This window comes from Bradyrhizobium sp. GCM10028915 (assembly GCF_042666195.1).
GTDB classification, from domain to species: domain Bacteria; phylum Pseudomonadota; class Alphaproteobacteria; order Rhizobiales; family Xanthobacteraceae; genus Bradyrhizobium; species Bradyrhizobium canariense_D.
Genome location: NZ_JBHTFN010000005.1, coordinates 276,385 through 300,651 on the forward strand (window position 1 = coordinate 276,385; position 24,267 = coordinate 300,651).

The 24,267-nt window shown below is 64.0% G+C and carries 26 protein-coding genes and 1 tRNA gene; 13 read left to right on the plus strand and 14 right to left on the minus strand.

The window, feature by feature from the left end; genetic code table 11:
- Positions 1 to 2 precede the first annotated feature (2 nt).
- Positions 3 to 815: an enoyl-CoA hydratase gene (locus ACFQX9_RS04905; RefSeq protein ID WP_085359633.1), complete on the plus strand. Its 813-nt coding sequence runs from the start codon at positions 3 to 5 to the stop codon at positions 813 to 815.
- A gap of 108 nt (positions 816 to 923) precedes the next feature.
- Here ACFQX9_RS04905 and ACFQX9_RS04910 read toward each other — a convergent pair.
- A tRNA-Ala gene (locus ACFQX9_RS04910) sits at positions 924 to 999 on the minus strand.
- 204 nt (positions 1,000 to 1,203) lie between these two features.
- On the opposite strand from ACFQX9_RS04910, the gene ACFQX9_RS04915 reads away from it, so the two are divergent.
- From ACFQX9_RS04915 to folD, 3 genes are read left to right on the plus strand one after another with little or no spacing between them, the layout of a single operon-like run.
- Positions 1,204 to 1,494, plus strand: a complete 291-nt coding sequence (locus ACFQX9_RS04915; RefSeq protein WP_007598721.1) for a YggT family protein — start codon at positions 1,204 to 1,206, stop codon at positions 1,492 to 1,494.
- 20 nt (positions 1,495 to 1,514) lie between these two features.
- On the plus strand, positions 1,515 to 1,859 hold the full coding sequence (locus tag ACFQX9_RS04920) for a DUF167 domain-containing protein (protein WP_018459744.1): 345 nt from the start codon (positions 1,515 to 1,517) through the stop codon (positions 1,857 to 1,859).
- A 10-nt stretch (positions 1,860 to 1,869) separates the two neighbouring features.
- Positions 1,870 to 2,754 (plus strand): bifunctional methylenetetrahydrofolate dehydrogenase/methenyltetrahydrofolate cyclohydrolase FolD, encoded by an 885-nt coding sequence (folD, locus tag ACFQX9_RS04925; RefSeq protein WP_018459745.1) that lies wholly within the window; start codon positions 1,870 to 1,872, stop codon positions 2,752 to 2,754.
- Positions 2,755 to 2,791: 37 nt separating this feature from the next.
- Here folD and ppa read toward each other — a convergent pair whose 3' ends face one another.
- Positions 2,792 to 3,328 carry an inorganic diphosphatase gene (gene ppa, locus ACFQX9_RS04930; RefSeq protein WP_007604168.1) on the minus strand — a complete coding sequence of 179 codons (537 nt, stop codon included), beginning with the start codon at positions 3,326 to 3,328 and terminating at the stop codon, positions 2,792 to 2,794.
- 175 nt (positions 3,329 to 3,503) lie between these two features.
- Positions 3,504 to 4,013: a GNAT family N-acetyltransferase gene (locus ACFQX9_RS04935; protein ID WP_007598725.1), complete on the minus strand. Its 510-nt coding sequence runs from the start codon at positions 4,011 to 4,013 to the stop codon at positions 3,504 to 3,506.
- A 262-nt stretch (positions 4,014 to 4,275) separates the two neighbouring features.
- Here ACFQX9_RS04935 and ACFQX9_RS04940 point away from each other — a divergent pair, with 262 nt between their 5' ends.
- Genes ACFQX9_RS04940 through ACFQX9_RS04955 form a run of 4 tightly spaced genes read left to right on the plus strand, consistent with a single transcriptional unit; the run spans position 4,276 to position 7,374 of the window.
- Positions 4,276 to 5,175, plus strand: coding sequence for a dienelactone hydrolase family protein (locus ACFQX9_RS04940; protein WP_377786853.1), 900 nt, complete (start codon positions 4,276 to 4,278; stop codon positions 5,173 to 5,175).
- Positions 5,172 to 5,651 carry a DUF2269 domain-containing protein gene (locus ACFQX9_RS04945; protein ID WP_085348523.1) on the plus strand — a complete coding sequence of 160 codons (480 nt, stop codon included), beginning with the start codon at positions 5,172 to 5,174 and terminating at the stop codon, positions 5,649 to 5,651. Before ACFQX9_RS04940 ends, ACFQX9_RS04945 begins: the two co-directional genes overlap by 4 nt.
- Complete coding sequence (locus ACFQX9_RS04950; protein ID WP_085348522.1) at positions 5,648 to 6,967, plus strand: SDR family oxidoreductase; 1,320 nt, start codon at positions 5,648 to 5,650, stop codon at positions 6,965 to 6,967. Before ACFQX9_RS04945 ends, ACFQX9_RS04950 begins: the two co-directional genes overlap by 4 nt.
- The gene (locus ACFQX9_RS04955; protein ID WP_377786857.1) at positions 6,967 to 7,374 is read left to right on the plus strand and encodes a thiol-disulfide oxidoreductase DCC family protein; all 408 of its coding nucleotides are present in this window, start codon (positions 6,967 to 6,969) and stop codon (positions 7,372 to 7,374) included. Before ACFQX9_RS04950 ends, ACFQX9_RS04955 begins: the two co-directional genes overlap by 1 nt.
- Before the next feature lie 88 nt (positions 7,375 to 7,462).
- Here the strand turns inward: ACFQX9_RS04955 and ACFQX9_RS04960 are convergent, their stop codons facing one another.
- The 6 genes from ACFQX9_RS04960 to ACFQX9_RS04985 all read right to left on the minus strand — a co-directional run bounded on the left by ACFQX9_RS04960 (position 7,463) and on the right by ACFQX9_RS04985 (position 14,150).
- Complete coding sequence (locus ACFQX9_RS04960) at positions 7,463 to 8,704, minus strand: flavin monoamine oxidase family protein (protein WP_377786895.1); 1,242 nt, start codon at positions 8,702 to 8,704, stop codon at positions 7,463 to 7,465.
- Between the two features lie 125 nt (positions 8,705 to 8,829).
- Positions 8,830 to 10,656, minus strand: a complete 1,827-nt coding sequence (typA, locus tag ACFQX9_RS04965) for a translational GTPase TypA (RefSeq protein ID WP_085348520.1) — start codon at positions 10,654 to 10,656, stop codon at positions 8,830 to 8,832.
- Between the two features lie 256 nt (positions 10,657 to 10,912).
- The gene (locus ACFQX9_RS04970; protein ID WP_018459752.1) at positions 10,913 to 11,182 is read right to left on the minus strand and encodes a hypothetical protein; all 270 of its coding nucleotides are present in this window, start codon (positions 11,180 to 11,182) and stop codon (positions 10,913 to 10,915) included.
- Positions 11,179 to 12,609, minus strand: coding sequence for a radical SAM protein (locus ACFQX9_RS04975; protein ID WP_377786860.1), 1,431 nt, complete (start codon positions 12,607 to 12,609; stop codon positions 11,179 to 11,181). The genes ACFQX9_RS04970 and ACFQX9_RS04975 overlap by 4 nt, the downstream gene beginning before the upstream one ends.
- Positions 12,590 to 13,306, minus strand: a complete 717-nt coding sequence (locus ACFQX9_RS04980) for a prolipoprotein diacylglyceryl transferase (protein ID WP_085348518.1) — start codon at positions 13,304 to 13,306, stop codon at positions 12,590 to 12,592. The genes ACFQX9_RS04975 and ACFQX9_RS04980 overlap by 20 nt, the downstream gene beginning before the upstream one ends.
- Positions 13,307 to 13,385: 79 nt before the next feature.
- The gene (locus ACFQX9_RS04985) at positions 13,386 to 14,150 is read right to left on the minus strand and encodes a Crp/Fnr family transcriptional regulator (RefSeq protein ID WP_377786865.1); all 765 of its coding nucleotides are present in this window, start codon (positions 14,148 to 14,150) and stop codon (positions 13,386 to 13,388) included.
- Between the two features lie 154 nt (positions 14,151 to 14,304).
- Between ACFQX9_RS04985 and ACFQX9_RS04990 the strand changes: the two genes are divergently transcribed.
- Entirely contained in the window at positions 14,305 to 14,706 is a 402-nt protein-coding gene (locus ACFQX9_RS04990) for a response regulator (protein WP_085348516.1), read from the plus strand.
- A gap of 10 nt (positions 14,707 to 14,716) precedes the next feature.
- Here the strand turns inward: ACFQX9_RS04990 and ACFQX9_RS04995 are convergent, their stop codons facing one another.
- Positions 14,717 to 16,258, minus strand: a complete 1,542-nt coding sequence (locus tag ACFQX9_RS04995) for an alkaline phosphatase (protein WP_085348535.1) — start codon at positions 16,256 to 16,258, stop codon at positions 14,717 to 14,719.
- 102 nt (positions 16,259 to 16,360) lie between these two features.
- On the minus strand, positions 16,361 to 17,806 hold the full coding sequence (locus ACFQX9_RS05000; RefSeq protein ID WP_018459758.1) for a TAXI family TRAP transporter solute-binding subunit: 1,446 nt from the start codon (positions 17,804 to 17,806) through the stop codon (positions 16,361 to 16,363).
- Positions 17,807 to 17,960: 154 nt separating this feature from the next.
- Here ACFQX9_RS05000 and ACFQX9_RS05005 point away from each other — a divergent pair, with 154 nt between their 5' ends.
- Both ACFQX9_RS05005 and ACFQX9_RS05010 read left to right on the plus strand, forming a co-directional pair.
- A complete protein-coding gene (locus tag ACFQX9_RS05005) occupies positions 17,961 to 18,263 on the plus strand; it encodes a 4a-hydroxytetrahydrobiopterin dehydratase (RefSeq protein ID WP_018459759.1) in 303 nt (100 codons plus the stop codon).
- 91 nt (positions 18,264 to 18,354) lie between these two features.
- A complete protein-coding gene (locus tag ACFQX9_RS05010) occupies positions 18,355 to 18,744 on the plus strand; it encodes a YkvA family protein (protein ID WP_018459760.1) in 390 nt (129 codons plus the stop codon).
- A 142-nt stretch (positions 18,745 to 18,886) separates the two neighbouring features.
- Here ACFQX9_RS05010 and ACFQX9_RS05015 read toward each other — a convergent pair whose 3' ends face one another.
- From ACFQX9_RS05015 to ACFQX9_RS05025, 3 genes are all read right to left on the minus strand, one after another.
- Entirely contained in the window at positions 18,887 to 20,059 is a 1,173-nt protein-coding gene (locus ACFQX9_RS05015; protein WP_204512884.1) for a TAXI family TRAP transporter solute-binding subunit, read from the minus strand.
- 18 nt (positions 20,060 to 20,077) lie between these two features.
- Complete coding sequence (locus ACFQX9_RS05020; RefSeq protein WP_247368305.1) at positions 20,078 to 20,920, minus strand: hypothetical protein; 843 nt, start codon at positions 20,918 to 20,920, stop codon at positions 20,078 to 20,080.
- A gap of 407 nt (positions 20,921 to 21,327) precedes the next feature.
- A complete protein-coding gene (locus tag ACFQX9_RS05025) occupies positions 21,328 to 22,302 on the minus strand; it encodes an NADPH:quinone oxidoreductase family protein (protein ID WP_377786870.1) in 975 nt (324 codons plus the stop codon).
- Between the two features lie 214 nt (positions 22,303 to 22,516).
- Here ACFQX9_RS05025 and ACFQX9_RS05030 point away from each other — a divergent pair, with 214 nt between their 5' ends.
- Complete coding sequence (locus ACFQX9_RS05030; protein ID WP_247474928.1) at positions 22,517 to 23,356, plus strand: SDR family oxidoreductase; 840 nt, start codon at positions 22,517 to 22,519, stop codon at positions 23,354 to 23,356.
- Between the two features lie 117 nt (positions 23,357 to 23,473).
- Complete coding sequence (locus tag ACFQX9_RS05035) at positions 23,474 to 24,136, plus strand: invasion associated locus B family protein (RefSeq protein WP_018459765.1); 663 nt, start codon at positions 23,474 to 23,476, stop codon at positions 24,134 to 24,136.
- The last annotated feature ends 131 nt before the right edge of the window (positions 24,137 to 24,267 follow it).

Genomic DNA, 24,267 nt, shown 5'->3' on the forward strand with positions numbered 1-24,267 from the left:
CCATGGCTTACGAACACATTCTCTATGAGGTCAGCGACAAGGTCGCGACCATCACGCTCAACCGTCCCGATCGCATGAATGCGTGGACGCCGATCATGGAGCGCGACGTGCGCCATGCGATGGAAGCATCGAGCGCCGATGACAATGTCCGCGTCATCGTGATCACCGGCGCGGGCCGCGCCTTCTGCGCCGGTGCCGACATGGACGCATTGAAGGGGCTCGACCCCGATGATGTCAGGCGTGCGTCGAACCTGCCGCCCTTCGACATGAACCGGCGGCCGGACTGGCAGACGCGCTATGGCTTCTACCCGTCGATCGGAAAGCCTGTCATCGCCATGCTCAATGGAGCGACCGCCGGCATCGGCCTCGTCCACGCGCTCTATTGCGACCTGCGCTTTGCCGCCGACAACACCGTGTTCACCACCGCCTTCGCCCGGCGTGGTCTGATCGCCGAGCACGGCATCAGCTGGATGCTGCCGCGAATCGTCGGCCACGCCAACGCGATGGATCTGTTGCTCTCGGCGCGCCGCGTTTCGAGTGACGAGGCGCTGCGGATGGGGCTGGTGAATCGGCTCTGCTCGCCCGAGAAGCTGCGCGAGGAGACCTATGCCTATGCGCGCGACCTCGCCGATTTCGTCTCGCCGAGCGCGATGGCCGTGATCAAGCGGCAGCTCTACGAGGTGCCGTTCCAGACGCTGGCGGAGGCGACGATCGAAGCCAATCGGGACATGATGGTGGCGCTGAACGGCAGCGATTTCCGGGAGGGAGTCGCGAGCTTCATGGAGAAGCGGCCGCCAAGGTTTACGGGGAAGTAGGGAAGCTTAAGGGGCAGTCCGTCTTCGCCCTGCGGGCTACGCCGGACACTACGCTTCGCCCCTCGAGCTCCGCGCGGCTGCGCCACGCGTAGCCCGAAGGGCGAAGCGTGGTGGAGCCAGGCGGGATCGAACCGCCGACCTCGTCATTGCGAACGACGCGCTCTCCCAGCTGAGCTATGGCCCCTTTTGTAGGCCGCTCTGGTCAATGCGGCCGACAACCGGGCGCCATTTAAGTCCCCGCCAAGGTCAAGTCAAGGACGGGTGTAACCCGGTTTTAGCCATCCCGGCACCGACTTCCCTTGTTTGGACCGGGGGGAACCGATATCTAGCAGCAGGCGTCAATCCCGACCGCAGCCAGAATTTTCAAAAGTCAGAGTCTTCAAAAGCCATGCGTGCCGTTCTCGACATCGTCATCATCGTGCTCGACCTCTACGTCTGGCTGCTGATCGCGTCCGCGATCCTGTCCTGGCTGATCGCCTTCAACGTCGTGAACACCCGCAACCAGTTCGTTTCGGCGGTGGCGGAGTTCCTGTACCGAATCACCGAGCCGGTCCTGGCTCCGATTCGCAATTTCCTGCCCAGCCTCGGCGGCCTCGACATCTCGCCGATCATCCTGATCCTGCTCATCATGTTCATCGAGCGGGTGATCCTGTATTACATCTACCCGAACGTGATCTAAGCAAGCTGGAGCGCCCTGGGTTGCCAAAGAACCTTGTCATCAAGGAACCTTGGCGTTACGGGGCCGCAGGTATCAGCATCGCGCTGCGGGTGACGCCGCGCGGCGTCCGCGACGACATCGACGGGATCGAGCAGCTCTCCGATGGCCGCAGCGTGCTCAAGGTGCGGGTGCGCGCTATCGCAGATGGCGGCGAGGCCAACAAGGCCGTTCTGGTGCTGCTGGCGAAATCGTTGGGCGTGCCCAAGGCCAGCGTCAAACTCCTGTCGGGAGCGACCTCGCGGCTGAAGCAGATCGCGGTCGACGGCGATCCGGCGCGGCTCGGCGAAGCCCTGCGCCAGCTCGCATCAGCCAAATCGACAGACTGAGGGAACTGACATGACCGCCAAGATCATCGACGGAAAAGTCATCGCCGCAGAACTTCGCGCCCGCGTCGCCGACGAGGTCGCACGCGTCAAGCGCGAGCACAATCTGGTTCCGGGCCTTGCGGTGGTCCTGGTCGGAAGCGACCCGGCGAGCGAGGTCTATGTCCGGTCGAAACACACCCAGACCCAGGCCGCTGGCATGGCCTCGTTCGAGCACAAGCTGCCGGCCGACGTCTCGCAAGCAGATCTCCTGGCGCTGGTCGCAAAACTCAACCGCGATCCCGCCGTGCACGGTATTCTGGTGCAACTACCGCTGCCCAAGGGCCTCAATACCGAGGCGGTCGTCAATGCCATCGACCCCGCCAAGGATGTCGACGGGCTGCATCCGAACAATGCCGGCCGCCTCGCCGGCGGTTTCGAGGCGCTGTCGCCCTGCACGCCGCTCGGCTGCATCATTTTGACCAAGAGCGTGCATGCTTCGCTTGAAGGCATGAACGCCATCGTCATCGGCCGCTCCAACCTCGTCGGCCGACCGCTGGTGCAGCTGTTGCTGAACGAGAACGCCACGGTGACCATCGCGCATTCGCGCTCGCGTGACCTGCCCGGGCTCGTGAGGCGCGCAGACCTCGTCTATGCCGCCGTCGGAAAGTGCGAGATGGTGCGCGGCGACTGGCTGAAGCCGGGGGCGACCGTGATCGACGTCGGCATCAACCGGATTCCGAGGGACGACGGCAAGACGCGTCTCGTCGGCGATGTTGCCTATCAGGAAGCGCTCGCCGTGGCTGGCGCCATCACGCCGGTACCGGGCGGCGTCGGTCAGATGACAGTCGCCTGCCTGCTCGTGAACACGTTGCGCGCGGCCTGCGCGATTGCAGGGCTGCCGAAGCCGGCGGTGTAGTTCACCTCGCCCCGCAAGCGGAGCGAGGGAGCAGAGCTCAGGCCTTCTTCTTTTTCTCGCGATCGATGCCTTCGAGGATCAGCTTGTGCGCATCTTCGGGGCCGCCCCAGCGCAGGATCTTCACCCACTTGCCGGGTTCGAGATCCTTGTAGTGCTCGAAGAAGTGCTGGATCTGCTGGAGCGTGATGTCCGGCAGGTCGGAATACGACTTCACCTTGTCATAGCGCTGCGTCAGCTTCGACGACGGCACCGCAAGAATCTTCTCGTCGCCGCCGGCTTCGTCTTCCATGAACAGCACGCCGACCGGGCGCACGCTCATGACCGCGCCGGGAATGATGGCGCGGGTGTTGATGATGAGGACGTCGCAGGGATCGCCGTCGTCGGACAGCGTGTGCGGAATGAAGCCGTAGTTCCCGGGGTAACGCATCGGCGTGTAGAGGAAGCGGTCAACCACCAGCGTGCCGGCTTCCTTGTCCATCTCGTACTTGATCGGTTCGCCGCCCACGGGGACTTCGATGATGACGTTGACGTCGTGAGGGACGTTTTTCCCGATCGAGACCGCATCGATACGCATTCAAGGCTCCGTTGTTGCCGAGGTTAAATCGCACCCGGCAGCGATTTTGGCGCTGTCATACGCGGGCTTGGCCCGCTGATCCATCGCGTTTTTGTGAAATAATGAATCCGGCGATCACCGGCTCAAGGCAGCGGTATCGACGGAAGGAAAACGCTGCCGGCGGGACTTCAGCAGCTCAATTGGTCCAAGCGAAGGCAACCTTGTCGAGCGACTTCGGCCCGAAACGCTCCGAGGACCGCGCCACCATGCGGCCGCCCAAGGCGCGGTAGAACTCGGTGGCCGGATCGTTGTCCGAGAGCGCCCACACCACCATGCTCTTCAGGCCGCTCTGCATCAGGTCGCGGCGGGCCGCGGTGAACAGGCGGCGACCAAAGCCCAGGCCCTGGAATTCGGGACGCAGATAGAGCTCGTAGACCTCACCGTCGAAATGCAGGCTGCGGGCGCGGTTGCGGCCGTAATTGGCGTAGCCTGCGATCTTGTCGCCGAACACCAGCACGCTGACGCGGCTGCCCTTGCGGATCGCGCTGTCCCACCATTGCGGACCGCGGCGGTTGATCAACTTCTCCAGTTCGGCGCCGGGAATGATGCCCTGATAGGCGGAGCGCCAGGCTTCGTCATGGGTGGACGCCACCGCAGTTGCATCTGCGGCTTTGGCCGGCCGGACCTCGATCAGGGTTGTGCTCATGGACGTGATCAAACCAAGTCGCCGCGCCGGCGGCAAGACCTATCGTTAATTATCGGTTAACGTGTGGACTTTCTGCATCAGTATTTGAACCATGTTGTACCGAAAAAAGACAAGACGCCGATTCGAATGGCACCGGGGTGCTCTGCGACGGTGCAAAACTGCTTTGCGGCAACGAATGAACGGCAATGGCAACGCAGAAAGTCTGCCGATATTGATTCGTTCCTACTAGTCTAACTGTCGCTGTTCTCGCCTCCGGCAATTCATGCGGATCCCCAACATTCTCGTGCTCCTGGCTGTGTTGGCCTTGCTGACCGCGCCGCCCGTGTGCGCTCAGGTCACGTTTGGTTCGTCCGGAGCGGAGGGCGATCCGTTTCGCCGTCAGCAATGGCGCGTGCCGTCGCCGGATACCGACATCTCCGCTCATGCCCAGCTGTTTCGCCCGCCGGGTGCCGGCCCGTTCCGGCTTGTGGTGATCGCGCATGCTTCGACGCAAAATGGCTTGCGGCGCGCGCAAACGCCACAGCCGGAATATCGCGCACTCACGGCATTCCTCATCGCGCGCGGCTTCGCCGTGCTGGTGCCCGAACGGCTCGGCCATGGTGCGACCGGTGGCCGCTATGTCGAGGACCAGGGTGGCTGCGACGAGGCGGACTACGTGCGCTCGGGCCGCGCAACGGCCGACGAAATCGCGCTCGCGCTGGACTATGTGCGAAAGCAGGATTTTATCCGCAAGGACGCCGCGATCGTGATCGGCCATTCCGCCGGCGGTTGGGGCGCGCTGGCGCTCGCGAATGCCGATCCGAAGGCGATCTCCGCCATCATCGCCATTGCGCCGGGCCGCGGCGGCCATGCCAATGACGAGCCGAACCGGATCTGCGCGCCGCATACGCTTCTCGCCGCGGCGGCTGAATTCGGCAAGGCCGCGCGCATCCCCATCACATGGCTCGTTGCCGCCAATGACAGCTACTTTGCACCGGCATTTTCGCTTGCGTTGGTCGATGCGTTTCGCGGCGGCGGTGGCAAGGTCGACTTCCGCACGACGCCGGCCGTCGGTAGCGAGGGCCACTGGATGATCGAAACCGAGGCAGGCGTCAAAGCCGCGAGTGCCGAGCTTGCGCGTGGGTTGAGCCTGCCCAAGCCCGTGGTGACCAAGAAGCCATGACGCTGTATTTCCTCATCAAATATCTGCACGTGCTCGGAGCTATCGTCATCCTCGGCACCGGAACCGGCATTGCCTTCTTCATGCTGATGGCACATCGCACGAACGACGTGGCGTTCATCGCGCGCACCGCTTCGGCAGTCGTGATCGCCGACGCGATCTTCACGTTGTCCGCCGTGATCCTCCAGCCGGTCACGGGCGGCCTGCTGATGATGCTCTCGGCAACGTCGGTCGCCGAGCGCTGGCTGCTCGCCTCCCTTGCGCTCTATGCAATTGCTGGCTTGTTCTGGATCCCCGTGATCTTCATGCAGATCGAGATGCGCGATCTCGCGCGGAAGGCCGCCGAGCAGCGTGGCGCGCTTCCGGAGCGCTATTTCGTCCTGTTTCGCCGCTGGTTCGCGTTCGGTTTCCCCGGCTTCGGGGCCACGATGCTGATCCTCTGGCTGATGATCGCAAAACCGTTTTGGGGAAGGTCATGAGCCAGCGAACCATTCTCGTGCTCGGCGCCTCCGGCCTGATCGGCCGCTACGTCACCGACGATCTTCGCGCGCATGGATTTCGCGTGATCGGGGTGGCGCGCAGCCTGTCGGTGGCGCAGAAGATGAGCGCGCTGGACATCGAGCTGCCGATCCTCTCCCTCGATGCGGCGGCTCTGACGCGCCTCCTTGGTGAGCACGCGGTCGATGTCGTCGTGAACTGCCTCGGCGTGCTCCAGGACGGCCCCGGCAGCGATACCAACGCGGTGCATCGCGATCTCGTCATACGATTGCTTCAGGCGATTGGCGGCAGCGGCCGTGCGATCCGGTTTGTGCACATCTCGATTCCCGGGACCGCCGGCGAGGATCGAACCGCGTTCGCAACGACGAAGCGTGAGGCCGAACGTTTGATCGTGGCTTCCGGCACTCCCCACGCCATCCTGCGGCCCGGTTTCGTGGTCGCGCCGTCGGCCTATGGCGGCAGCGCGATGCTCCGCACGCTTGCGGCCTCCCCGCTCGACCTGCCGGAGAAGGAGATGGCGACGCCGTTCCAGCCCGTTGCTGTCGAGGATATTTCCGCCACCATTGCCTGGCTTGCCGCGCGCGATATCGACGACGCATCGGTGAAGGCCGTGAACTGGGACCTGATGCAGGTCGAACCGATCACAATGGCTGGCGTCATCAAGCAGTTCCGTATCGCGTTCGGTACGGCCGGCTGGTCGCGCGTCGCGATGCCGTCCTTCGTGCTCGATCTCGGCGCGAAAGGCGGCGATGTCGCCAACTATCTCGGCTGGATACCGCCGATGCGCTCCACGGCCATCGCCGAGCTGCGCCGCGGCGTCACCGGCGATCCCTCGGCGTGGATCGCCGCCACGGGCATCGTGCCGAAATCACTGGCTCAGACGGTCGGGCGCCACCCCGCCACGATCCAGGACAAATGGTTCGCGCGGCTGTTTTTGGTGAAGACGCTGATCTTCGCGAGCCTTGTCGCGTTCTGGTGCGTCTCCGGTTTCATCGCGCTGTTCGTGTCCTATCGCGCCGCTGCTGGCGTCCTGAGTGCGCACAACTTTCCCTCGGCGCTCGTCGATCCCATCACCATCGCCACCAGCCTGATGGATATGAGCATCGGCGTGTTGATCGCGTTCCGTCGCACCGCTGCGCTCGGGCTCGTTGCAGGCATCCTGGCTTCGCTGGGCTATATGTTGGGTGCCGCGATCCTGACGCCGGACCTTTGGATCGAGCCGCTCGGCGCACTGGTGAAGACGGGGCCGGCGATCGTGCTGATGCTTGTTGCGCTTTTGATGTTGGACAATCGCTGATGCCAAAATGGCCTGACGACGACGTGATCCTGTTCGACGGCGTCTGCATTTTTTGCTCGCGCTGGGTCCGCTTCGTCGCCGCGCGCGACACGGGGAAGAGGTTTCGCTTCACGCCGATCCAGTCCGACTATGGCGCCCGGCTCGCGCGCACGTTCGGCATCGATCCCGCTGATCCCGACACCAATGCCGTCATTCACGGCGGCGAGGTGTTCATGAAGTCGGACGCTGCGCTGACGGTGCTGTCGCAGCTTCCCGGCTGGGGCTGGGTGCGTGCGTTGTTTGCCGTCCCGAAAGCGTTGTGCGACCCGGTGTATAGCCTCATTGCGCGCAACCGTTACCGCATATTTGGCAAGTACGATGCGTGCTTCGTGCCTGACGCCGATTTGCGAGCACGGGTGATCGAGTAATTCGTCATTGCGAGCGCAGCGAAGCGATCCGTGTCGCTGCGGAAGGATTCTGGATTGCTTCGCTGCGCTCGCAATGACGAGCGTGCGGTTACGGTTTGCCCAGAACGCCCAGCACTTCCCTCGCCGCCCGCTCCCCTGAGTCCCGCGCCCCATGCGCCGTCGAGAAAAAGTTCGGCGACGTCGCTTCTCCCGCAAAGAACAGCCGCCCATCGGTCGGTGCCGCCAGCACGGCGCGGTCACCGGCGTGGCCGGGCAGGGCGTGCGAGTAGGAGCCTCTCGCGAAGGGGTCGTGGGCCCAGCGCGACTCGTAGAGCGGCTTCAGCTTTCGCCTGATGTCGTTGCCGAGGAAGCCTGCGATCTCCTCGATGCTTTGGGCGGCAATGGCGCCGTCGCCCGCGTCTTCCAGTTCGCGTGCAAAGCTGCCGCCGAAAAAGCCTTCGATGCAGGGCTGGCCGAACGGGCGGATATGATAGGTGCCCATGTCAGTGCGCATCGTGGCGCCGCGCAAATTACCTTCCTTCGGGAAGGCTTCGGCATCGTCGAGCGCCAGCGTCACCTTGTCATCGACACCGAGCGGCAGGCCGGCCGCGGCGTCGACCTTGGCGGGGAGAGGTGGCGAGAAGCGGATCGCCTCATTGGCGATCAGATTGGTCGGCACGGTGACGATCACCTTGTCCGCGGTCAGCGTGCCCTGCGATGTCTCGATGCGGATGCGCTGGCCGGAATGATCGATCAGCGTGACGTTGCAGTTCAGCGCCACCAGGCAGGGCGCGCCATAGGCCGCGATCAGCGCGCCGTAGCCGCGGCGGACGCGCCAGTTGAGGTCGCTGTCCTCGTAGGCGTCCCAGTCCAGCGTCGACATGTCCTTCAGTTCGCAGCCGTTAATGTAGGTCGAGATCGCGTCGATCATGGGATTCCAGCGATTGCCGGGCTCCAGGCTGAAGCTCGCGGGGACATCCTGGCCCTTCTGGGCGGTCTCCCACAGCCGCTGATAGAAGGCGTCCATGGCGTGCATGAAATCATCGCGCTCGGCTTTCGGAAACGCGTCGCCATAGGCGCGCTCGCGCCAGGGCGGGAGGTCCTTGTTGACCTCGAAATCGAGCTGCTTTGCAATCGCGACGAAGGAGTTGTTGTCCGCCGAATGCAGCCAACCGCAGCCGACGTCGAAGGTGACTTCGGGCGAGGCCTGCACCGTCCAGGCCCGGCCACCGAGCCGGTTACGCGCCTCGAGCACGATCACGGAGAGGCCGGAGCCTGCCAGCGCATGCGCCGCGCCGAGGCCGGCGGCGCCCGCACCGATGATCGCGACGTCGACGGAGGGGAGGGACATAGCGGTCAATTTCATCGTCATGCCCGGGCTTGTCCCGGGCATCCACGTCATTGACACCAGTATCGAAGACGTGGATGGCCGGGACAAGCCCGGCCATGACGCATTCGTCGTGTGTCCGAGTGGCCTTAAGCCACCGCTTCCTTGGATTTTTCCGCGCGCTTGCGCTCGTTCGGGTCGAGGTGCCGCTTGCGCAGGCGGATCGACTTCGGCGTGATCTCCACCAGCTCGTCGTCCTCGATATAGGCCAGCGCCTTTTCCAGCGTCATGCGGATCGGCGGGGTCAGGCGCACCGCTTCGTCCTTCGACGTGGTTCGGATGTTGGTGAGCTGCTTGCCCTTGAGCACGTTGATCTCGAGGTCGTTGTCGCGGGTATGCTCGCCGACGATCATGCCCTTGTAGACCTTCCAGCCCGGCTCGATCATCATCGGGCCGCGATCTTCCAGCTTGAACATGGCGTAAGCCACCGCTTCGCCCTGGTCGTTGGAGATCAGCACGCCGTTGCGGCGGCCCTGGATCTCGCCCTTGTACGGCGCGTAGCCGTGGAACAGACGGTTCATGATCGCGGTGCCGCGGGTATCGGTGAGCAGCTCGCCCTGGTAGCCGATCAGGCCGCGGGTCGGCGCGTAGAACACCAGCCGCAGACGGTTGCCGCCGGACGGCTTCATCTCGATCAGCTCGGACTTGCGCTCGCTCATCTTCTGCACGACGACACCGGAATGCTCCTCGTCGACGTCGATGACGACTTCCTCGATCGGCTCGAGGGTGGCGCCGGTGGCCTCGTCCTTCTGAAATACGACACGCGGACGCGACACCGAAAGCTCGAAGCCCTCGCGGCGCATGGTCTCGATCAGGATCGCGAGCTGCAATTCGCCACGGCCTGAAACTTCCATCGCGTCCTTGTCGGAGGCTTCGACGACCCGCAGCGCAACGTTGCCCTCGGACTCGCGCAGCAGGCGGTCGCGGATCATGCGGCTGGTGACCTTGTCGCCTTCGGTGCCGGCGAGCGGCGAGTTGTTGACGATGAAGGACATCGACACGGTCGGGGGGTCGATCGGCTGCGCCACCAGCGGGGTGTCGACCGACGGATCGCAGAAGGTGTCGGCGACGGTGCCCTTGGTCAGGCCGGCGATGGCGACGATGTCGCCTGCCTCGGCTTCGTCGAGAGGAGTGCGCTCGATGCCGCGGAAGGCGAGGATCTTGGTGATGCGGCCCTGCTCGATCATCTTGCCGTCGGCGCCCAGCACCTTCACGGCCTGGTTCGGCTTGATCGAGCCCGAGGAAATACGGCCGGTGATGATGCGGCCGAGATAGGGGTTGGCTTCCAGAATGGTGCCGATCATGCGGAACGGGCCTTCCTCGACGGTCGGCGGCGCGACATGGCGCACGATTAGGTCGAACAGCGGCTGCATGCCGGCTTCCTGCGACCCGTCCGGGCTCTCGGCCATCCAGCCTTGCTTGGCCGACCCGTAGAGGATCGGGAAGTCGAGCTGCTCCTCGCTGGCGTCGAGCGCCGCGAACAGGTCGAACACCTCGTTGATGACTTCGGTTGCCCGCGCGTCGGGACGGTCAACCTTGTTGATCACGACGATCGGCTTCAAACCGACCTTGAGCGCCTTGGAGACTACGAATTTGGTCTGCGGCAGCGGCCCCTCGGCGGCGTCGACCAGCACCAGCGCGCCGTCCACCATGTTGAGGATGCGCTCGACCTCGCCGCCGAAATCGGCGTGGCCTGGGGTGTCGACGATGTTGATGCGGGTGTCCTTCCACTGCACCGAGGCCGCCTTGGCCAGAATGGTGATGCCGCGCTCGCGCTCCAGATCGTTGGAGTCCATGGCGCGCTCAGTCACCTTCTGGTTCTCGCGATAGGTGCCGGATTGCTGGAGGAGGCGGTCGACCAGGGTCGTCTTGCCGTGGTCGACGTGGGCGATGATGGCGATGTTGCGAAGATTCATGAGTGGGCTTCTTTGCGGTCGGACAATGGGTTAAGCGCGATCTCGCCGGTCAGACCGGGACCTCTTCTCGAAACAACGCTTGAAGACTGGAAACGGGGCGCTTTCCGCCCAAAAGGGAAAGCCCGGCATATCGACCGGGCACCCTACGCGTTGCGGCGCAATATAGGCAAAAACCGCCAAAAAACAATGTGTTCTTTGGCCGTTGGTTGATTGAATTTTGTCCGGGAATTCCCGGGGGTTAGGCGAAAAGCCGGGCTCAGCCGCGCCGGCCCTTGATCGCGGCCCAGATCAGGGCGACCCCGCCCAGCCCCACGACCAGGCCTACGAACACCAGCGGTGCCACGTCGGAACCCATCCGGCCGCCCTCGATCACCGACATTCCGCCGAACAGCAATGCGCAGGCACCGGGTAGCAGCATGAGGATCCCGAAGATCGCCATGATCGCGGTCAGGCAGCCGCCGCGCTTGTTCGGCGGGGCAGGAGGCGGTCCCGGAGGGGCTGGCGGCGGCGTGTCGCTGATGCTCATGCCTGCAGGACTCCTGCGGTTGACTGCGCCGCCAGTTCGGCGCGGATGCCGTCGATCTTTCCGTTTCGGTAGAACAGATTGTAGGTGTCGAACGGGATGATCGCGCCGTTCTCGGTGACGAAATGGATGCAGCTGCGCTTGACGTTGCCGACGCAGAAATTGAAGCGGTCGAGAAACTGCACGATGGTGACGCGGAATACGTTCTCGTACGTGATTCCCTGCGGCACCTCGAAGCTCGGCAGGCAGCACAGCAATTCGCAGACGCGCTCGCTGGTGTTCAGCGGTCCCGAGGACAGCGAGAACAGATCGATGAATTTCTCCCTCAGTGCCGGATGCTTCTCCGGGCTTATCGTATTGGGCAACAATGCGACGAGTTGCTCCTGCGGGATCAGCGAGGTCAGCGGCAGCACTTTCTCGCCGTTGCGCAGGCCGTAACCGATCGAGATGCTTTCGGGATTGCAGGGCAGCGGGATCATGTCCTTGTCGCCGAACACGCCGGTTTCGACCACGCGCTTGCGTATCTCGGACAGCATGATGCGATCGGTGTTCTTGTCGAAATTTTCGTTGCGGCCGGCGTCCTGCACCGGCTGCAGCGTGACGCCGCGAACGCACTTCCAGGTCAGCGCGTGGCGGACGATGTCGCCGATCTCGGCATCGTTGACACCGCGCTTGATGGTCGCCACCAGCGTGGTCGATACGCCGTAATGCTCGAGATTCTCCAGCGCCTGCTGACGGATCTTGCGCAAATCCGCGCCGCGCAGATTGATCAAAGCGTCGCGTTCGAGCGAGTCGAACTGGAGATAGACCTCGAGCCCGCGCTTGTTCTCGGCGAGCCGCGCCACGAAATCTTTTTCGCGGGCGATACGCAGGCCGTTGGTGTTGATCATGACATGGCGGATCGGGCGGGCGCGCACCGCATCGAGGATCGCGAAGAAGTCGGGATGCAGCGTCGGCTCGCCGCCGGAGATCTGCACCAAATCAGGCTCGCCCTCGCTCGCGACCAGCGCGTCCAGCATTCGCTCGACCTTGGCCAGCGGCGTGAAGCTGGTCCGCGCCGGCGAGGAATCGGCAAAGCACACCGGGCAGGTCAGATTGCAATGCTCGGTGATCTCGATCAGCGCGAGGCAGGAATGCTGCTCGTGGTCGGGGCACAGGCCGCAATCATAGGGGCAGCCGAATTCGGTATGCCGTTGAAAGGCCAGCGGCCGGTCGCCCGGCTTGATGAAATCCTTGCACAGGCGCCAATAGGCGGCGTCCGTCGACACAAGCGTGGACTGGACGCCATGCTCCTTGCAGCGCTTCTGGTACCAAACCTCGTTGTCGAGGATCTGGATCTTGGCCGGCACCAGCTTCAGGCAGGTCTCGCAGAGAGATTGGGTCTGGCCCCAGAAGATATAGAGGCGCGACTTACGCAACGGCGCGTTCATGCATGGGTCTCGCTTTGGGCGCCCTCGCCAGCATGACGACGGCGTAGAGCAGAATGGACAGGGACAGCAGGTGAAACAGCGTGAAGGGGCCGAGCAGCGTGCCGTAGGGCTTGAGGAATTCCCACAGGAAGCGCTGTGCGCCATAATAGACGAGGACGAGGTAGAAACCATTGGTGATCACAAACGCGCTCCGGTTCAAGACGGCCACCACGTAGAGCAGCGCGAACGCCCCCATCGCGGCGCTTTCGTAGAGCTGCACGGGATGGCGCGGGATGCCGTCGCCGAAATCATGACCCCAGGGCCATGCCGTCGGCGTGCCGTAGGTGAAATCGTCGAGGCCCGCGAAATAGCAGCCGAGCCGGCCGATCGCGATGCCGAGCGCCAGCGGCAGCGCAAAACGGGCGCCGGTTCGGACCGTGATCCCTGCGGACCTTTTGTAGAGCTCGATCGCCGCGATGCCGCCGACCAGCGCTCCTTCCACGGAGCGCGCGATGCCGCTCTGGCCGGACAGCCACAGATTCGCGGAGCCGAACAGATAGGCGCCAAGGCCCGCACCGAACACCAAAGCGGCGAGGTAGGACCGCTCGAAGGATTGCGCCGGAAACCGCAAGCCCTGTCGCGACAGCCAGTAGAGCGCCACGGCCGCAGCCAGCCACGCCGCGATGTCGAAGAGAGTGTGAAGGAAAGCCCCGCTCATGCGGGGACATTAGCCCAGGTTCCCCCGCGGCGGGATAGTGCGGCCGCTTCTTATCCCCCAAGAGGAGCGAGTCAGGCGGCTAGCCGGCCTGCCTCTCCTCGGTCGGATAGACGCCGCGCAGCACCTCCTCGAAGTGCATCTTCACGGCCTCGTTGCACAGGCAGGAGCGCAGGCGCAGGCCCTCGCGGTTGCGGACCAGGATCGATCCGCGTCGCGTGTCGAGCACGCCCTCCGCCTTGAACGACTGGAGCACGCGGCTGGCATAGCTGCGGCCGACGCCGAGCAGTGTCGCGAGCTGCTCGTGCGTCAGAGGCACGCTGGTCTCGTCGCCGGTCCGCTCCATCGCCGCCAGCATCCATTTGGCGGTGCGCTGCTCGATCGAGTGAATGGCGTTGCAGGCGGTGGACTGGAAGATCTGAGCCAGCATGCAGTCGGCGTAGCGAGCGAAGACATGGCGCAACGAGGGCGAGCGCTGCTTGGCAGCCTCCAGCTTGCTGACATGAATTCGCGCAAACGGCCCGCCGAATTTCACGCAGATCCGGGTATAGGCCGGCAGATAACCCTCGCTGACGATGCCGCCCACCGCGCCTTCGCGGCCGACCAGGATGGTCTCGACGTCACGGCCGTCCTCATTGGGAACGAGGAAAGTCGCGAGCGACGGTCCGCAGGGGAAATGGACGACCTGGACGTCGTCGCCGGGATTGTAGAGCAGCTCGCTCGCCCCGGCCGTGTCGACGGTAATGTGCGGTGCGAGCAGCGCGAAGTCGGCCGGGCTCAAGCGCCGCAGCAGATTGTTGGTCGGCCGGCTATCGATCTCGGTGGCGTTGCTGGTCCGCGCGTCCATCCTAAACTCCCATCCGCCTCCACATTAGCGAGTTCCAACGAGGTCCTGTGTGCACAAGTAGACAGACCTAACAACTGTGATGTGGTGGTTTCGTTCCGGGAACCTCCGCGCCGGGTACAGGCATCGTGACGCGGTATCCAGTCAGAGAAACCTCATGCTCCAAGTTACGATGATGGCACCCGCCGTTTCCGATGATTCGAACTGTCCCGCCGATGTCCTCATCGTCGAGGACGATCCGATCATCGCGATCGACTTCGAGGATCGCCTGCTCGGATTTGGCGTGAAGAGCGTGCGCACGGTAGGTTCAGTCGCGCAGGCGCTGGCCGCAATCGCGGCGCACGCCCCCGAATTCGCCTTGCTCGACGTCGGTTTGAGTCGCGAGAACAGCTTTGCGGTCGCCGAACGGCTCGCGGCGCTGAAAATTCCCTTTGTGTTCGTCACCGGCTACGGCGCTGACGCGCGCATCCCGCCGGAATTCGCCGGCCAGCCGCGATTGCAGAAGCCGTGTTCGAGCGACGCGCTGGAGGCGGCGCTCCAGGTACGCGCGCCGGACTAGCGATACGGCGTCAGGCCGGCTTCGGATCGAGTGTGGTCGACCACAGCGCGACGTCGGCGCGGTCGCGCAAGGTCACCGTCATCTGGCCGGAAGCGCCGTCGATCTTGACGTGACCGAAGAACTGCATGCCGGCGGATGGCGGCAGGTTCTGGTTGTCTTTCCCGGGCGCCTTGACGAAACGCACCTCCGGCCCAAACGTATTGTCGAGCGCGTTCGGACCGAATGTGCCCGCGTGAAGCGGCCCCGACACGAACTCCCAGAACGGCTCGAAATCCTGGAATTGCGCCTTGTTCGGATCGTAATAATGCGCGGCGGCGTAATGCACGTCCGCGGTCAGCCATACGGTATTGCTGATCGGCGCCATCTTGATGAAACGCAGAATGTCGGCGATCTCGAACTCGCGGCCGCGCACCGGGCCGTCGCCCTGCGCAATGGCTTCCGATCCCCCCTTCGGCGTGTCTGACACGACGAGGCTGAGCGGCATGTCGGAGGCGATCACTTTCCAGGTCGCGCGAGAATTCAACAGGCCGCGCTTGAGCCAGGCGATCTGGTCCGGGCCGAGGAAATAGCTGGCCGGGTCGTAAACGGTTTCGAGGTTGGGGCCGTTCGGGCCGCGATAGCTGCGCTCGTCGAGCACGAACACGTCGAGATGGAGACCATAGGAGATCTGGCGATAGACGCGGCCGGGCTCGACGATGCTCTCGCGCATCGGATACATCTCGTGGAAGGCACGGCCTGCGCGGGCCGCAAGCAGCGCGATGTCACGCTCCTTGTAGGTCGCCGGCAGCTCCTTCGACAGCGACCAGTTGTTGGTCACCTCATGGTCGTCCCACTGCACGAAGATCGGCACTTCGGCATTGAAGGCGCGAAGATTGTCGTCAGTGAAATTGTATTTGTGCGCGGCGCGGTACTCGTCCAGCGTCTCGGCGACCTTGGCCTTCTCAGGGATCGTGACGTTCTTCCAGATCTTGCCGTCGGCGAGCTTCACCTCGGACTGGATAGGGCCGTCGGCATAGATGGTGTCACCGGAGTGCAGGAAGAAATCCGGACGGTGCTTGCGCATCGCCGAGAAGGTGAACATGCCGCCGTCATCAGGGTTGATGCCCCAGCCTTGTCCTGCGACGTCGCCGCCCCAGACGAAGCTGACGTCGCGACGGTCGGCGGGTGCGGTGCGAAAGCGGCCGGTCACCGGCTCGCCCTCCACCGCGGTGTGCGAAAGATCGCGGAAGCGGACGCGATAAAAAATGTCCTGTCCGCCCGGCAGGTTTTCGATCAGCATCTTCGCGGTGAAGTCGCTCTCGGGCAGCGCCGCGATCGGCGGCAGCGCGCGGGCATCCCTGAACGACTCCGTCGTCGCCACCTCGACCAGCATCTGTGCGGGCCGGTCGGTGCGCGCCCAGACCACGCCGCTGTCGACGGTGACGTCGCCCGACTGCACGCCATGGGTCACCGCCGGCCGGTCGGCCGCGCGGGAGAGATGGGGCATTGCGACCGCGGCGAGCGCGCCGGCACTGGTCGTCAGGAAACGGCGGCGGGAGAATTTGATGTTCATGAAGACGGTCTCGATATCGCGTGAGGCGATCGCCAGGGCGGTCGCCATGGTGAAGCAGACGCTATATTGAGACAATGTGACGCGGCGATAACGCGCGAGCGCTTACGCGTTGCCAGCGGCCCGGAATTGGGCACCGGCGCGCTGCAGGTTCTGCGGCAGGCTGAACAGCACCGCCTTGCGGTCGGCAACCGCCGCATGGAACTGGTCGAGCGCGATGTTGAAGGCGGTGAGCGCACCTTCCTCGATCGCGCCGTGGTCGTAGCAGCGCAGCGTGTCGCGCAGGATCTCGTCGGCCTCGGTCTGCATCTGATCGAGATCTTCGGTCGTTTCGCTCTTTCGAGCGGCGGTGATCATGTCGAGCAGCCGCTCGCGCAGATGGCTGTTGTTGTCGCGCTCGTCCTTCTTCAAATAGCCCGCAAACCAGGCGCCGATCGAGCCCATGGCCGAGAGCGCCATCAGGGTCCACCAGATGTAATCGCTGTATCTGTCGAGGAAGGTCTTTTCTTCGCCGTCGACGAAAGCGGCGGCGCCGGGATGCACGGGAATCACCGCATCCTTGTCGGTGTCGGGCGTTTCGATCTTCGCCGCCAGCGGGAATTCCGTCACCAATTGCTGGCGTACGGAGAAAAGCTGGCGCGTGAACGCCGCGATGGTGGTTTCGGACACTGCTTTGCGCGCCACGATGTGGTGCGAGAAGCTGATGGTCTTGACCTCGTCATCGGGACGATCGGGCGAGCCGCCGTAAGTGCCCGCGGGAATCTCGGCCGCTTCATAGACCGGATGGTTCTGGGCGATCGCATCCGCGGAATCGATCGCGAGAAAGGTCGGCGTGCCGAAATCCTTGGTGGAAGCGGCGATCGCCTCCGCCGTGATCTTGCTGTTGACGGGACCGGCCGCGAGATAGGCATCAGCCCTCTGCGCCTTGATCGCTTCGACGGCTTCGGTTGCCGGGTATTGCACGATCTCGACCTTGGCGGGATCGACACCGTATTGCTGCAGGATCACCTTGAGCAAATTGACGTTGGCCTGGGTGCGGCCGACCACGCCGACCCGATGTCCGGCGAGCTGCGCGATCTTGGTGATCTTCGCGCCCTTCTTCTTGCCCTTGCCGGACACGGACCATAGCGCCACGACGTTCTTGCGCAGGGTCGCAACCGCTTGCGCGTTCTTCGGTACGTCGACGTCGCCGCGCACAATGGCAAGATCGGCCTTGCCTTCCGCGAGCAGATTGGCGCTGGCGGTGGCGCCGTCGGTCTGGATCGGGCGCAACCGCACAGAACTCTTATGCTGCGCGAAGGCCTGGGTCAGTGCCTGCACGACCTTGACGTCATCGCTGTTGGCGGGGCCGACCGCGATCTTCAGCGTCACCGGCCGCATGGCAAAGTAATAGCCGCCGGCGAGCGCGCCAACGATCGCGAGCACCAGCGCGAGAGTCACGAGCGCCGTCTTCCGCGCCGATGATCGCGGCGAGGGCGGGGTGGGCGCTTCGGCCAGGTCCAATCCCCCGGTCATCGATCTCCCGAACATTCGCTTGAGGCTCAGTTTCATCTTGGCCGGCGGTTTACGCCTGCAAGTGTAGCAAATTTCTTGTCCGGCAGGGTTACATCTCCGTCATGGTTAGCGGATGGGGTCCAATCCCGTATGAACCCGGGGCGTCAGTGCGGTGTTAGGGTAAAGTTCCCCTGAAAGGACGGAGGCGAGGATGACAGAACGGCTTTCGGCGGAGGCACGCAGGCAGGCGCTGGGCGAACTACCTGGCTGGACCGAGGCTCAAGGACGCGAGGCGATCGGGAAAACCTTTGTCTTCAAGGATTTCAACGAGGCGTTCGGCTTCATGACCCGCGCGGCACTGGTCGCCGAGAAGATGGACCACCACCCCGAATGGCGCAATGTCTACAAGACGGTGGAGGTGGTGCTGTCGACCCATGACGCCGGCGGCGTCACCGCGCTCGACATCGAGCTCGCCAAGGCGATGAACGCCATCGCCAAGCTGACACCAGGCTGACGTCTTGCAGGGGAAGGCCGCGTCCCCATCTTGTGATCAGCACGGGATGCGGCGATCTGCCACCCAGGCTGGAACGGGGAGTTTGTCGAACATGGCTGCCGAACACAGCGTCGGTTTCGAGCCCGCCGACCGGCTCGCGGAAGATCGTGAGAGCGTGCGCCGCCGCTTCTGGCGCAAGCTGAAGCGTGTCGCCGCGCATCTGCCGTTCGCGGAGGATCTGCTCGCCGCCTATTACTGCGCCTTCGACCGACAGACGCCGCGCCATGTCCAGGCCTCGCTGCTCGGGGCGATCGCCTATTTCATCCTGCCGTTTGATTTCGTTCCCGACGTGATGCCGATCCTCGGCTTCACCGATGACGCCGCCGTACTCGCCACCGCGATCCGCATGGTTGCCAGCCACATCACGAACGAGCATCGCGAAGCCGCCCGCGCCGCGCTGAAGCGCGGGGTGGATGAGGTGGAGCCGGAAGCCGCGCAATAGCTGTCGCCGCATACTCCGCTGTCATTCCTCGCGAAGGTGCGGAATCCAGCACGCCGGCCTTCCGATTGAACCATAACCGTCTCGGAATGCTGGATCGCCGCCTTCGCGGGCGATGACAGCTGTATGTGTGGATGACTGCTCGCTACTTCTTCTCGGCCTGCGCCTGCGCCTGGGCCTGGGCCTTTTCGGCGTCCCACGCCTGGAATTGCTTGAACAGCGTTTCCTTGTCCGCGTCGGACACTTTTGCGGCCGAGGGGCTCTGTCGCAGGAACGCCTCGAAGCGTTGCCGCGTCACCGGTTCGACGCCGTGGCGGTCGAGCCATTGCTGCGCCACCGGCAATCTGTTCCAGCCCGCCAGGGGCGCCGCGAGCGAGACCTCCTTCCACTTGGGATGGAAGGGCGGGTTCTGCAGCGTCGGGAATTTCGTGAAGAACGCGTCCACGTACAGTGCAAGCTTGCGGTAGCGCTCGGTGTTGGGCGCCCAGTTGTAGGCCGCGAGCACCGCCGGCACCGCGATGGTGTCCACGCTCTCGCCCTCCTTGACCAGGTTCGGATAGTCCTTGGCGGTCAGCGTCGCCGGCAGATAGTCGCTCTGGAGGGGCTTTGCATAATCCACGGTCGCAAGGTGGAAGCGGCCGTCATTGCCGAAGGTCGAAACGGACTTGTACGGTTTGCCGCCGACCACGATGACGGCGTCGATCTCGCCGGCCTTCAGTTTCTCCATCGCGATGCGCTGCTCGACATAAACGAATTTCGCCTTGATCCCGAGCCGCTCGAACACGGTGAGCGCGGTGACGAAGGTGCCGCCGTTGGGCAGATCGACGCTTACAGTTTTGCCTTCCAGATCCTTGAGTGTCGCGACCGATTTTGGCGCGATCACCTGCATCTCTTCGTTGTAGAGCTTCGTCACATAGGTGAATTGCTTCTTGATGTCCTTGGCAAAACCTTTGCGCTCGAGATAGTCGAGCGTATCCGCGCGGACGATTCCGAGATCGACGCCTTGCAGGAACAGGATGTCGGCAACGCTCTGCACCGAACCTCGGCCGACGATTGGCAACACACGAATCCTGTTGCCGTCGTCGAGCACGGAGGCGAGGTCGGCGCCGAATTGCACATAGGTGCCGCCGATCGTGCCGGTGATCAACGTCACGGTGTTGGCGTTCAGCGACTGCTTGGTCGAGGTCGAACCGAACTGGAAGATGGCTTTCAGGCTGTCAGAGACCTTGGCCGGATCATATTCGGTCTGCTCCGCGCGTGCCGCGAAAGCATAGATCATCATGATGGCGGCAAGCGCCATTCTCAAAGCGTTACGCATGATATCCCCTAAAGAGTTCTAGTTCTGAAGCTGGGCGAGGCGTTGCCGCGCCTCCGCCGATCCAAGGCCTGCGGCCTTTTGGTACCAGTCGCGCGCGGCGGTCGCGTCGGCAGCAACGCGCCGCGCGTCGCTCGTGCCCAGCACCGCCGGGTCATAGGTTTGCGCGAGCAGAAATGCAGCCGTTGCATCCTGTGCATTGGCGGCCCGTTCGAGCAGCAGGCGCGCCGCGGCAATGTCGCCGACCGCCAACAGACCGTTCGCGCGCGCCATCAGCCCAGCCAGTGTGTCGGCATCGAGCGTCTTAGCGGGCGGTGGGGGCGCAGGCGGCGCCGCGACTGGCCCGGGCGCCTGGGCTTGCAGCGCGGTTTGATAGGCAGTCGCAATCGCTTCGCGGCTCGGAGCTGAGGCTGCGGGGAGATCCTGCGCGTCAGCGCTCGCCAGCCTTGTGTTGCTCAAGCGCGCCGGGTCCTTGTACGCGGTCTGAGGCCTGTCCGGCACGTTGGCCGACGCCATGGCCTGGTCCAGCTCGGCACCCGTCGGGCCGGCAGCGTCGGCGGCGAAGAGATTGCGGAGACTGGGCTGATACAGCGCGGCCGCAACGGCCAGCGTGGATGCGATGAGAACCGCCGCGAGAACACGCGGGACAATTCTGAGCCGGGGACCCAACGCCCGCGCCGTATATTCGCCTGACTCCGGCACACCGAGCGGATCGGACAGGAACAGTGGAATTGGATCTTCCGGTGACAGATCGAGCCGCGCGGCGCGCGCACGGATATAGGACGCGACGGCCGGATGTGATGCAGCTTGATCGGAATCGAACGATCTCGATTCCCTGGACGGGCGGTACGCCGTCGTCTCCATGGTGATGCTCCCCACTACTAACGCAACGCTGGGGCATCCCGGCTTCAGTCTTTTTGTTGTTGTCCAGAAATGCCCCGCAAACTGGAGCCGGTAAATCGCCGTCTGAATCAGCCCAAAAAACGTCGGCGGCTTGCGCGAATCGGGAGATATTTGGGTTTGATTGAGGCGAGGCGGAGGAATGCCCCGCAATTTTGTCGACAATGGTTGACGGGGATTGACCCGGCGGCGGCGCGGACACTGCCTGTCCCGCGCTCGCGGTCATTCCCCGCGAAGGCGGGAAACCAGTACGCCGCGGCTTCTCGATTCAATGACTGACGTCTCGGAGTACTGGTCGCCCGGTCAAGCCGGGCGATGACAGTTGAGCTCGTGGCGAGCGGCCGTACCGACACACGTCGCGCCGCATAGCCTCACGGATGCAGGATCACTTTGCCCATCGCCTGGCGTCCGGCGAGCACCTTGAGCGCATCCGCCGTCTGCGCCAGCGGGAAGACGCGATCGACATGCGAGGAGATCTTTCCTTCCGCTGTCCACTTCACGAGCTTCTCGAGATTGGCGCGGTTCTTTTCCGGGTTGAGTCGGGTCCATGCGCCCCAGAACACGCCGCGGATGTCGCAGCCTTTCAGCAGCGCGAGGTTCAGCGGCATCTTCGGAATGTCGCCGGCGGCGAAGCCGATCACGAGGAAGCGGCCTTCCCAGGCAATCGAGCGCAGGGCCTGCTCGGCATAGGTGCCACCAACCGGATCGAAGATGATGTCGACGCCCTTGCCGCCCGTAAGCTTTCGCAGGCCTTCCTTCAAATCTTCCTTGCCGTAATTGAGCGCGAGTTCTGCGCCGTGCGCCTTCGCGAATTCGAGCTTCTCGTCCGACGAGGCGCAGGCGATCACCTTCAGGCCCATCAGCTTGCCGAGCTCGCACGCGGCAAGTCCGGTGCCGCCGGCGGCGCCGAGCACCGCGAGCGTCTCGCCCGGCTTCGGGCTCGCGCGATCTTCCAGCGCATGCAGCGCGGTGCCGTAGATGATGATGATGCCGGCCGCGCGGTCATAATCGAGATTGTCGGGGATCTTCACGATCGATGCCGCCGGCAGCGCGATCTTTTCGCGCGCGCCGTTGTGGCCGCAGGAGGCGACGACGCGATCGCCGATCTTCAGATCAGTCACGCCGGGACCGATGCTCTCGATCACCCCAGCCACTTCGGCGGCCGGCGAGAACGGGAATGGCGGCTTGATCTGGTACTTGCCTTGAATCATCAGGATGTCGAAGAAGTTCAGCGCCGCAGCCTTGATCGCGATCAGGGCTTCGCCGGGACCGGCCACCGGATCCGGCACGTCGGCCAGAACGAGATCGTCGGGCTGGCAATATTGCGAGCAGAGGATGGCTTTCATGGCGGCACCTTCTTGAGAAGTGAAGTACTGGGCGTTTCGAGTGGATTTATAGTTTGCCCGTTTCTGCCGGATTTAGGTGCGGGCGACAATCCGGTTTCTTTGTCAGTTGGAACGCAGGAGCCTATCCTCCCGTCATTGGGAGCGTAGCGAAGCCTATTTCCGCGGTACGGTTTCCCGCTGCGCGCGCAACGACGAAACAAGAAGGATTCAAACCATGTTTGAAACAGGCCTGCTCAAGGACAAGCGCATCCTCGTCACCGGCGGCGGTTCGGGCCTCGGTGCTGCAATGGCGCACCGTTTCCTCGCGCTCGGCGCCGAGCTCGTGATCTGCGGCCGCAAGCTCGATCGGCTCGAGGCGGCGGCGAGCAAGATGCGCGAAGAGACCGGCGGCAAGGTCACCACGATCGCCTGCGATATCCGAGACGGCACCGCCGTCGAGAGCATGATGGACGCGATCTGGCGCGGGGCGCCGCTCGATATTCTCGTCAACAATGCGGCTGCGACTTTCATCGCGCAGAGTGAGCATCTCTCATTCCGCGCCGCGGATGCGATTCTCGCGCCGACCCTGCATGGTGCGATGTATTGCACGCTTGCCGCCGGCAAGCGCTGGATCGACGGCAAGCATGGCGGCGTCGTGCTCTCGATCCTCTCGACCTCGACCATCACCGGTCGCGCCTTCACCGTGCCGTCGGCGATGGCGAAGTCGGCCGTGTTGGCGATGACCAAAAGTCTCGCCGTGGAATGGGGCCCGAAGGGAATCCGCACCGTCGCGATCGCGCCGGGACCGTTCCCGACCGCCGGCGCCTCGGGCCAGCTCCGCCCCGAGGGTCGCGACGAAGGGTGGGCCGCGCGCAACCCGATGGGACGAGCCGGCGAGCACCCCGAGCTTGCCGACCTCGCCAGCTTCCTGGTCTCCGACCGTGCCGGCTACATCAACGGCGAGATGGTGGTGATCGACGGTGGCGCGCATTTGCGCAGCTCCGGCGTCGAGGATTTGTTGCGCTGGACCGATGCGCAATGGGCGGAGCAACGCGCGGCGCGATCCAGGGCCTAGTCGCCGCGACCTTCGCTAACTGCCTTCCCAAATTGGACTTTCCCGGCTATCCCTGCCCCGGGGACAATGCGCGACCGGGCCATCTTCCAGTCACAATATTGAGGGAACCACTCCAGCATGTGGCGGGTGCTGATTTTAGCTTTGATGACGGGCGTGGCGGCCTGTGGAATCATCGATTCCGCGCGGGCGCAGACGGCGCAGCCTGCGCCCAAGACTGCACCGAAAGAGGCCGCGCCGAAACCGGCCGCGCCGGCGGCCAATACGACCGGAAAGACGGCTGCAAAGCCCGAGAGCAAGCCGGCGGCCCCGCACGCGGCGGTTGCCGGCGGCGCGGAGCCAACCCTGATCGGTCAGTTCGGCACCTGGGGCGCCTATTCGGCCGCGCCCAACGGCAAAAAGGTCTGCTTCGCGCTGGCCAAGCCGTCGTCGTCGAAGACCAACCCGCCGAATCGGCCGCGCGATCCTGCCTATGCCTTCGTCTCCACCCGCCCGGCGGAGAAGGTCAACAACGAAGTCTCGGTCATGATCGGCTATGCGCTGAAGCCGGGCTCTGAATCCTCGGTCGAGGTGGGCGGCGCCGCTTTCGCCATGTACTCGCAGGGCGACGGTCTCTGGATCAAGAACGCGGCCGAGGAAGAGCGGATGGTCGAGGCCATGCGCAAATCCGCCGATCTCGTGGTCAAGGGCATGTCGTCCAAGGGGACCGAGACCACCGACACCTTTTCGCTGAAGGGCCTTGCCCAGGCGCTCGACAAGATCGCGCAGGATTGCAGGCGTTAAGCCTGCGGTCGATAAGGTCGCAATCGGCCGTTCCGGTTGCTATATAGGGCGCGTTCCAGATTTTCTCCCGTCATTCCGGGGCGATGCGTAGCATCGAACTCGGAATCTCGAGGTTCCGGGTTTAGTCCTTT

Bases quoted from the DNA above. Each gene is read 5' to 3' on its own strand.
- ACFQX9_RS04905 (WP_085359633.1), top strand. From the start codon at position 3: ATGGCTTACGAACACATTCTCTATGAGGTCAGCGACAAGGTCGCGACC.
- ACFQX9_RS04915 (WP_007598721.1), top strand. From the start codon at position 1,204: ATGCGTGCCGTTCTCGACATCGTCATCATCGTGCTCGACCTCTACGTC.
- folD (WP_018459745.1), top strand. From the start codon at position 1,870: ATGACCGCCAAGATCATCGACGGAAAAGTCATCGCCGCAGAACTTCGC.
- ppa (WP_007604168.1), bottom strand. From the start codon at position 3,328: ATGCGTATCGATGCGGTCTCGATCGGGAAAAACGTCCCTCACGACGTC.
- ACFQX9_RS04935 (WP_007598725.1), bottom strand. From the start codon at position 4,013: ATGAGCACAACCCTGATCGAGGTCCGGCCGGCCAAAGCCGCAGATGCA.
- ACFQX9_RS04940 (WP_377786853.1), top strand. From the start codon at position 4,276: ATGCGGATCCCCAACATTCTCGTGCTCCTGGCTGTGTTGGCCTTGCTG.
- ACFQX9_RS04945 (WP_085348523.1), top strand. From the start codon at position 5,172: ATGACGCTGTATTTCCTCATCAAATATCTGCACGTGCTCGGAGCTATC.
- ACFQX9_RS04950 (WP_085348522.1), top strand. From the start codon at position 5,648: ATGAGCCAGCGAACCATTCTCGTGCTCGGCGCCTCCGGCCTGATCGGC.
- ACFQX9_RS04955 (WP_377786857.1), top strand. From the start codon at position 6,967: ATGCCAAAATGGCCTGACGACGACGTGATCCTGTTCGACGGCGTCTGC.
- ACFQX9_RS04960 (WP_377786895.1), bottom strand. From the start codon at position 8,704: ATGTCCCTCCCCTCCGTCGACGTCGCGATCATCGGTGCGGGCGCCGCC.
- typA (WP_085348520.1), bottom strand. From the start codon at position 10,656: ATGAATCTTCGCAACATCGCCATCATCGCCCACGTCGACCACGGCAAG.
- ACFQX9_RS04970 (WP_018459752.1), bottom strand. From the start codon at position 11,182: ATGAGCATCAGCGACACGCCGCCGCCAGCCCCTCCGGGACCGCCTCCT.
- ACFQX9_RS04975 (WP_377786860.1), bottom strand. From the start codon at position 12,609: ATGAACGCGCCGTTGCGTAAGTCGCGCCTCTATATCTTCTGGGGCCAG.
- ACFQX9_RS04980 (WP_085348518.1), bottom strand. From the start codon at position 13,306: ATGAGCGGGGCTTTCCTTCACACTCTCTTCGACATCGCGGCGTGGCTG.
- ACFQX9_RS04985 (WP_377786865.1), bottom strand. From the start codon at position 14,150: ATGGACGCGCGGACCAGCAACGCCACCGAGATCGATAGCCGGCCGACC.
- ACFQX9_RS04990 (WP_085348516.1), top strand. From the start codon at position 14,305: ATGCTCCAAGTTACGATGATGGCACCCGCCGTTTCCGATGATTCGAAC.
- ACFQX9_RS04995 (WP_085348535.1), bottom strand. From the start codon at position 16,258: ATGAACATCAAATTCTCCCGCCGCCGTTTCCTGACGACCAGTGCCGGC.
- ACFQX9_RS05000 (WP_018459758.1), bottom strand. From the start codon at position 17,806: ATGAAACTGAGCCTCAAGCGAATGTTCGGGAGATCGATGACCGGGGGA.
- ACFQX9_RS05005 (WP_018459759.1), top strand. From the start codon at position 17,961: ATGACAGAACGGCTTTCGGCGGAGGCACGCAGGCAGGCGCTGGGCGAA.
- ACFQX9_RS05010 (WP_018459760.1), top strand. From the start codon at position 18,355: ATGGCTGCCGAACACAGCGTCGGTTTCGAGCCCGCCGACCGGCTCGCG.
- ACFQX9_RS05015 (WP_204512884.1), bottom strand. From the start codon at position 20,059: ATGCGTAACGCTTTGAGAATGGCGCTTGCCGCCATCATGATGATCTAT.
- ACFQX9_RS05020 (WP_247368305.1), bottom strand. From the start codon at position 20,920: ATGGAGACGACGGCGTACCGCCCGTCCAGGGAATCGAGATCGTTCGAT.
- ACFQX9_RS05025 (WP_377786870.1), bottom strand. From the start codon at position 22,302: ATGAAAGCCATCCTCTGCTCGCAATATTGCCAGCCCGACGATCTCGTT.
- ACFQX9_RS05030 (WP_247474928.1), top strand. From the start codon at position 22,517: ATGTTTGAAACAGGCCTGCTCAAGGACAAGCGCATCCTCGTCACCGGC.
- ACFQX9_RS05035 (WP_018459765.1), top strand. From the start codon at position 23,474: ATGTGGCGGGTGCTGATTTTAGCTTTGATGACGGGCGTGGCGGCCTGT.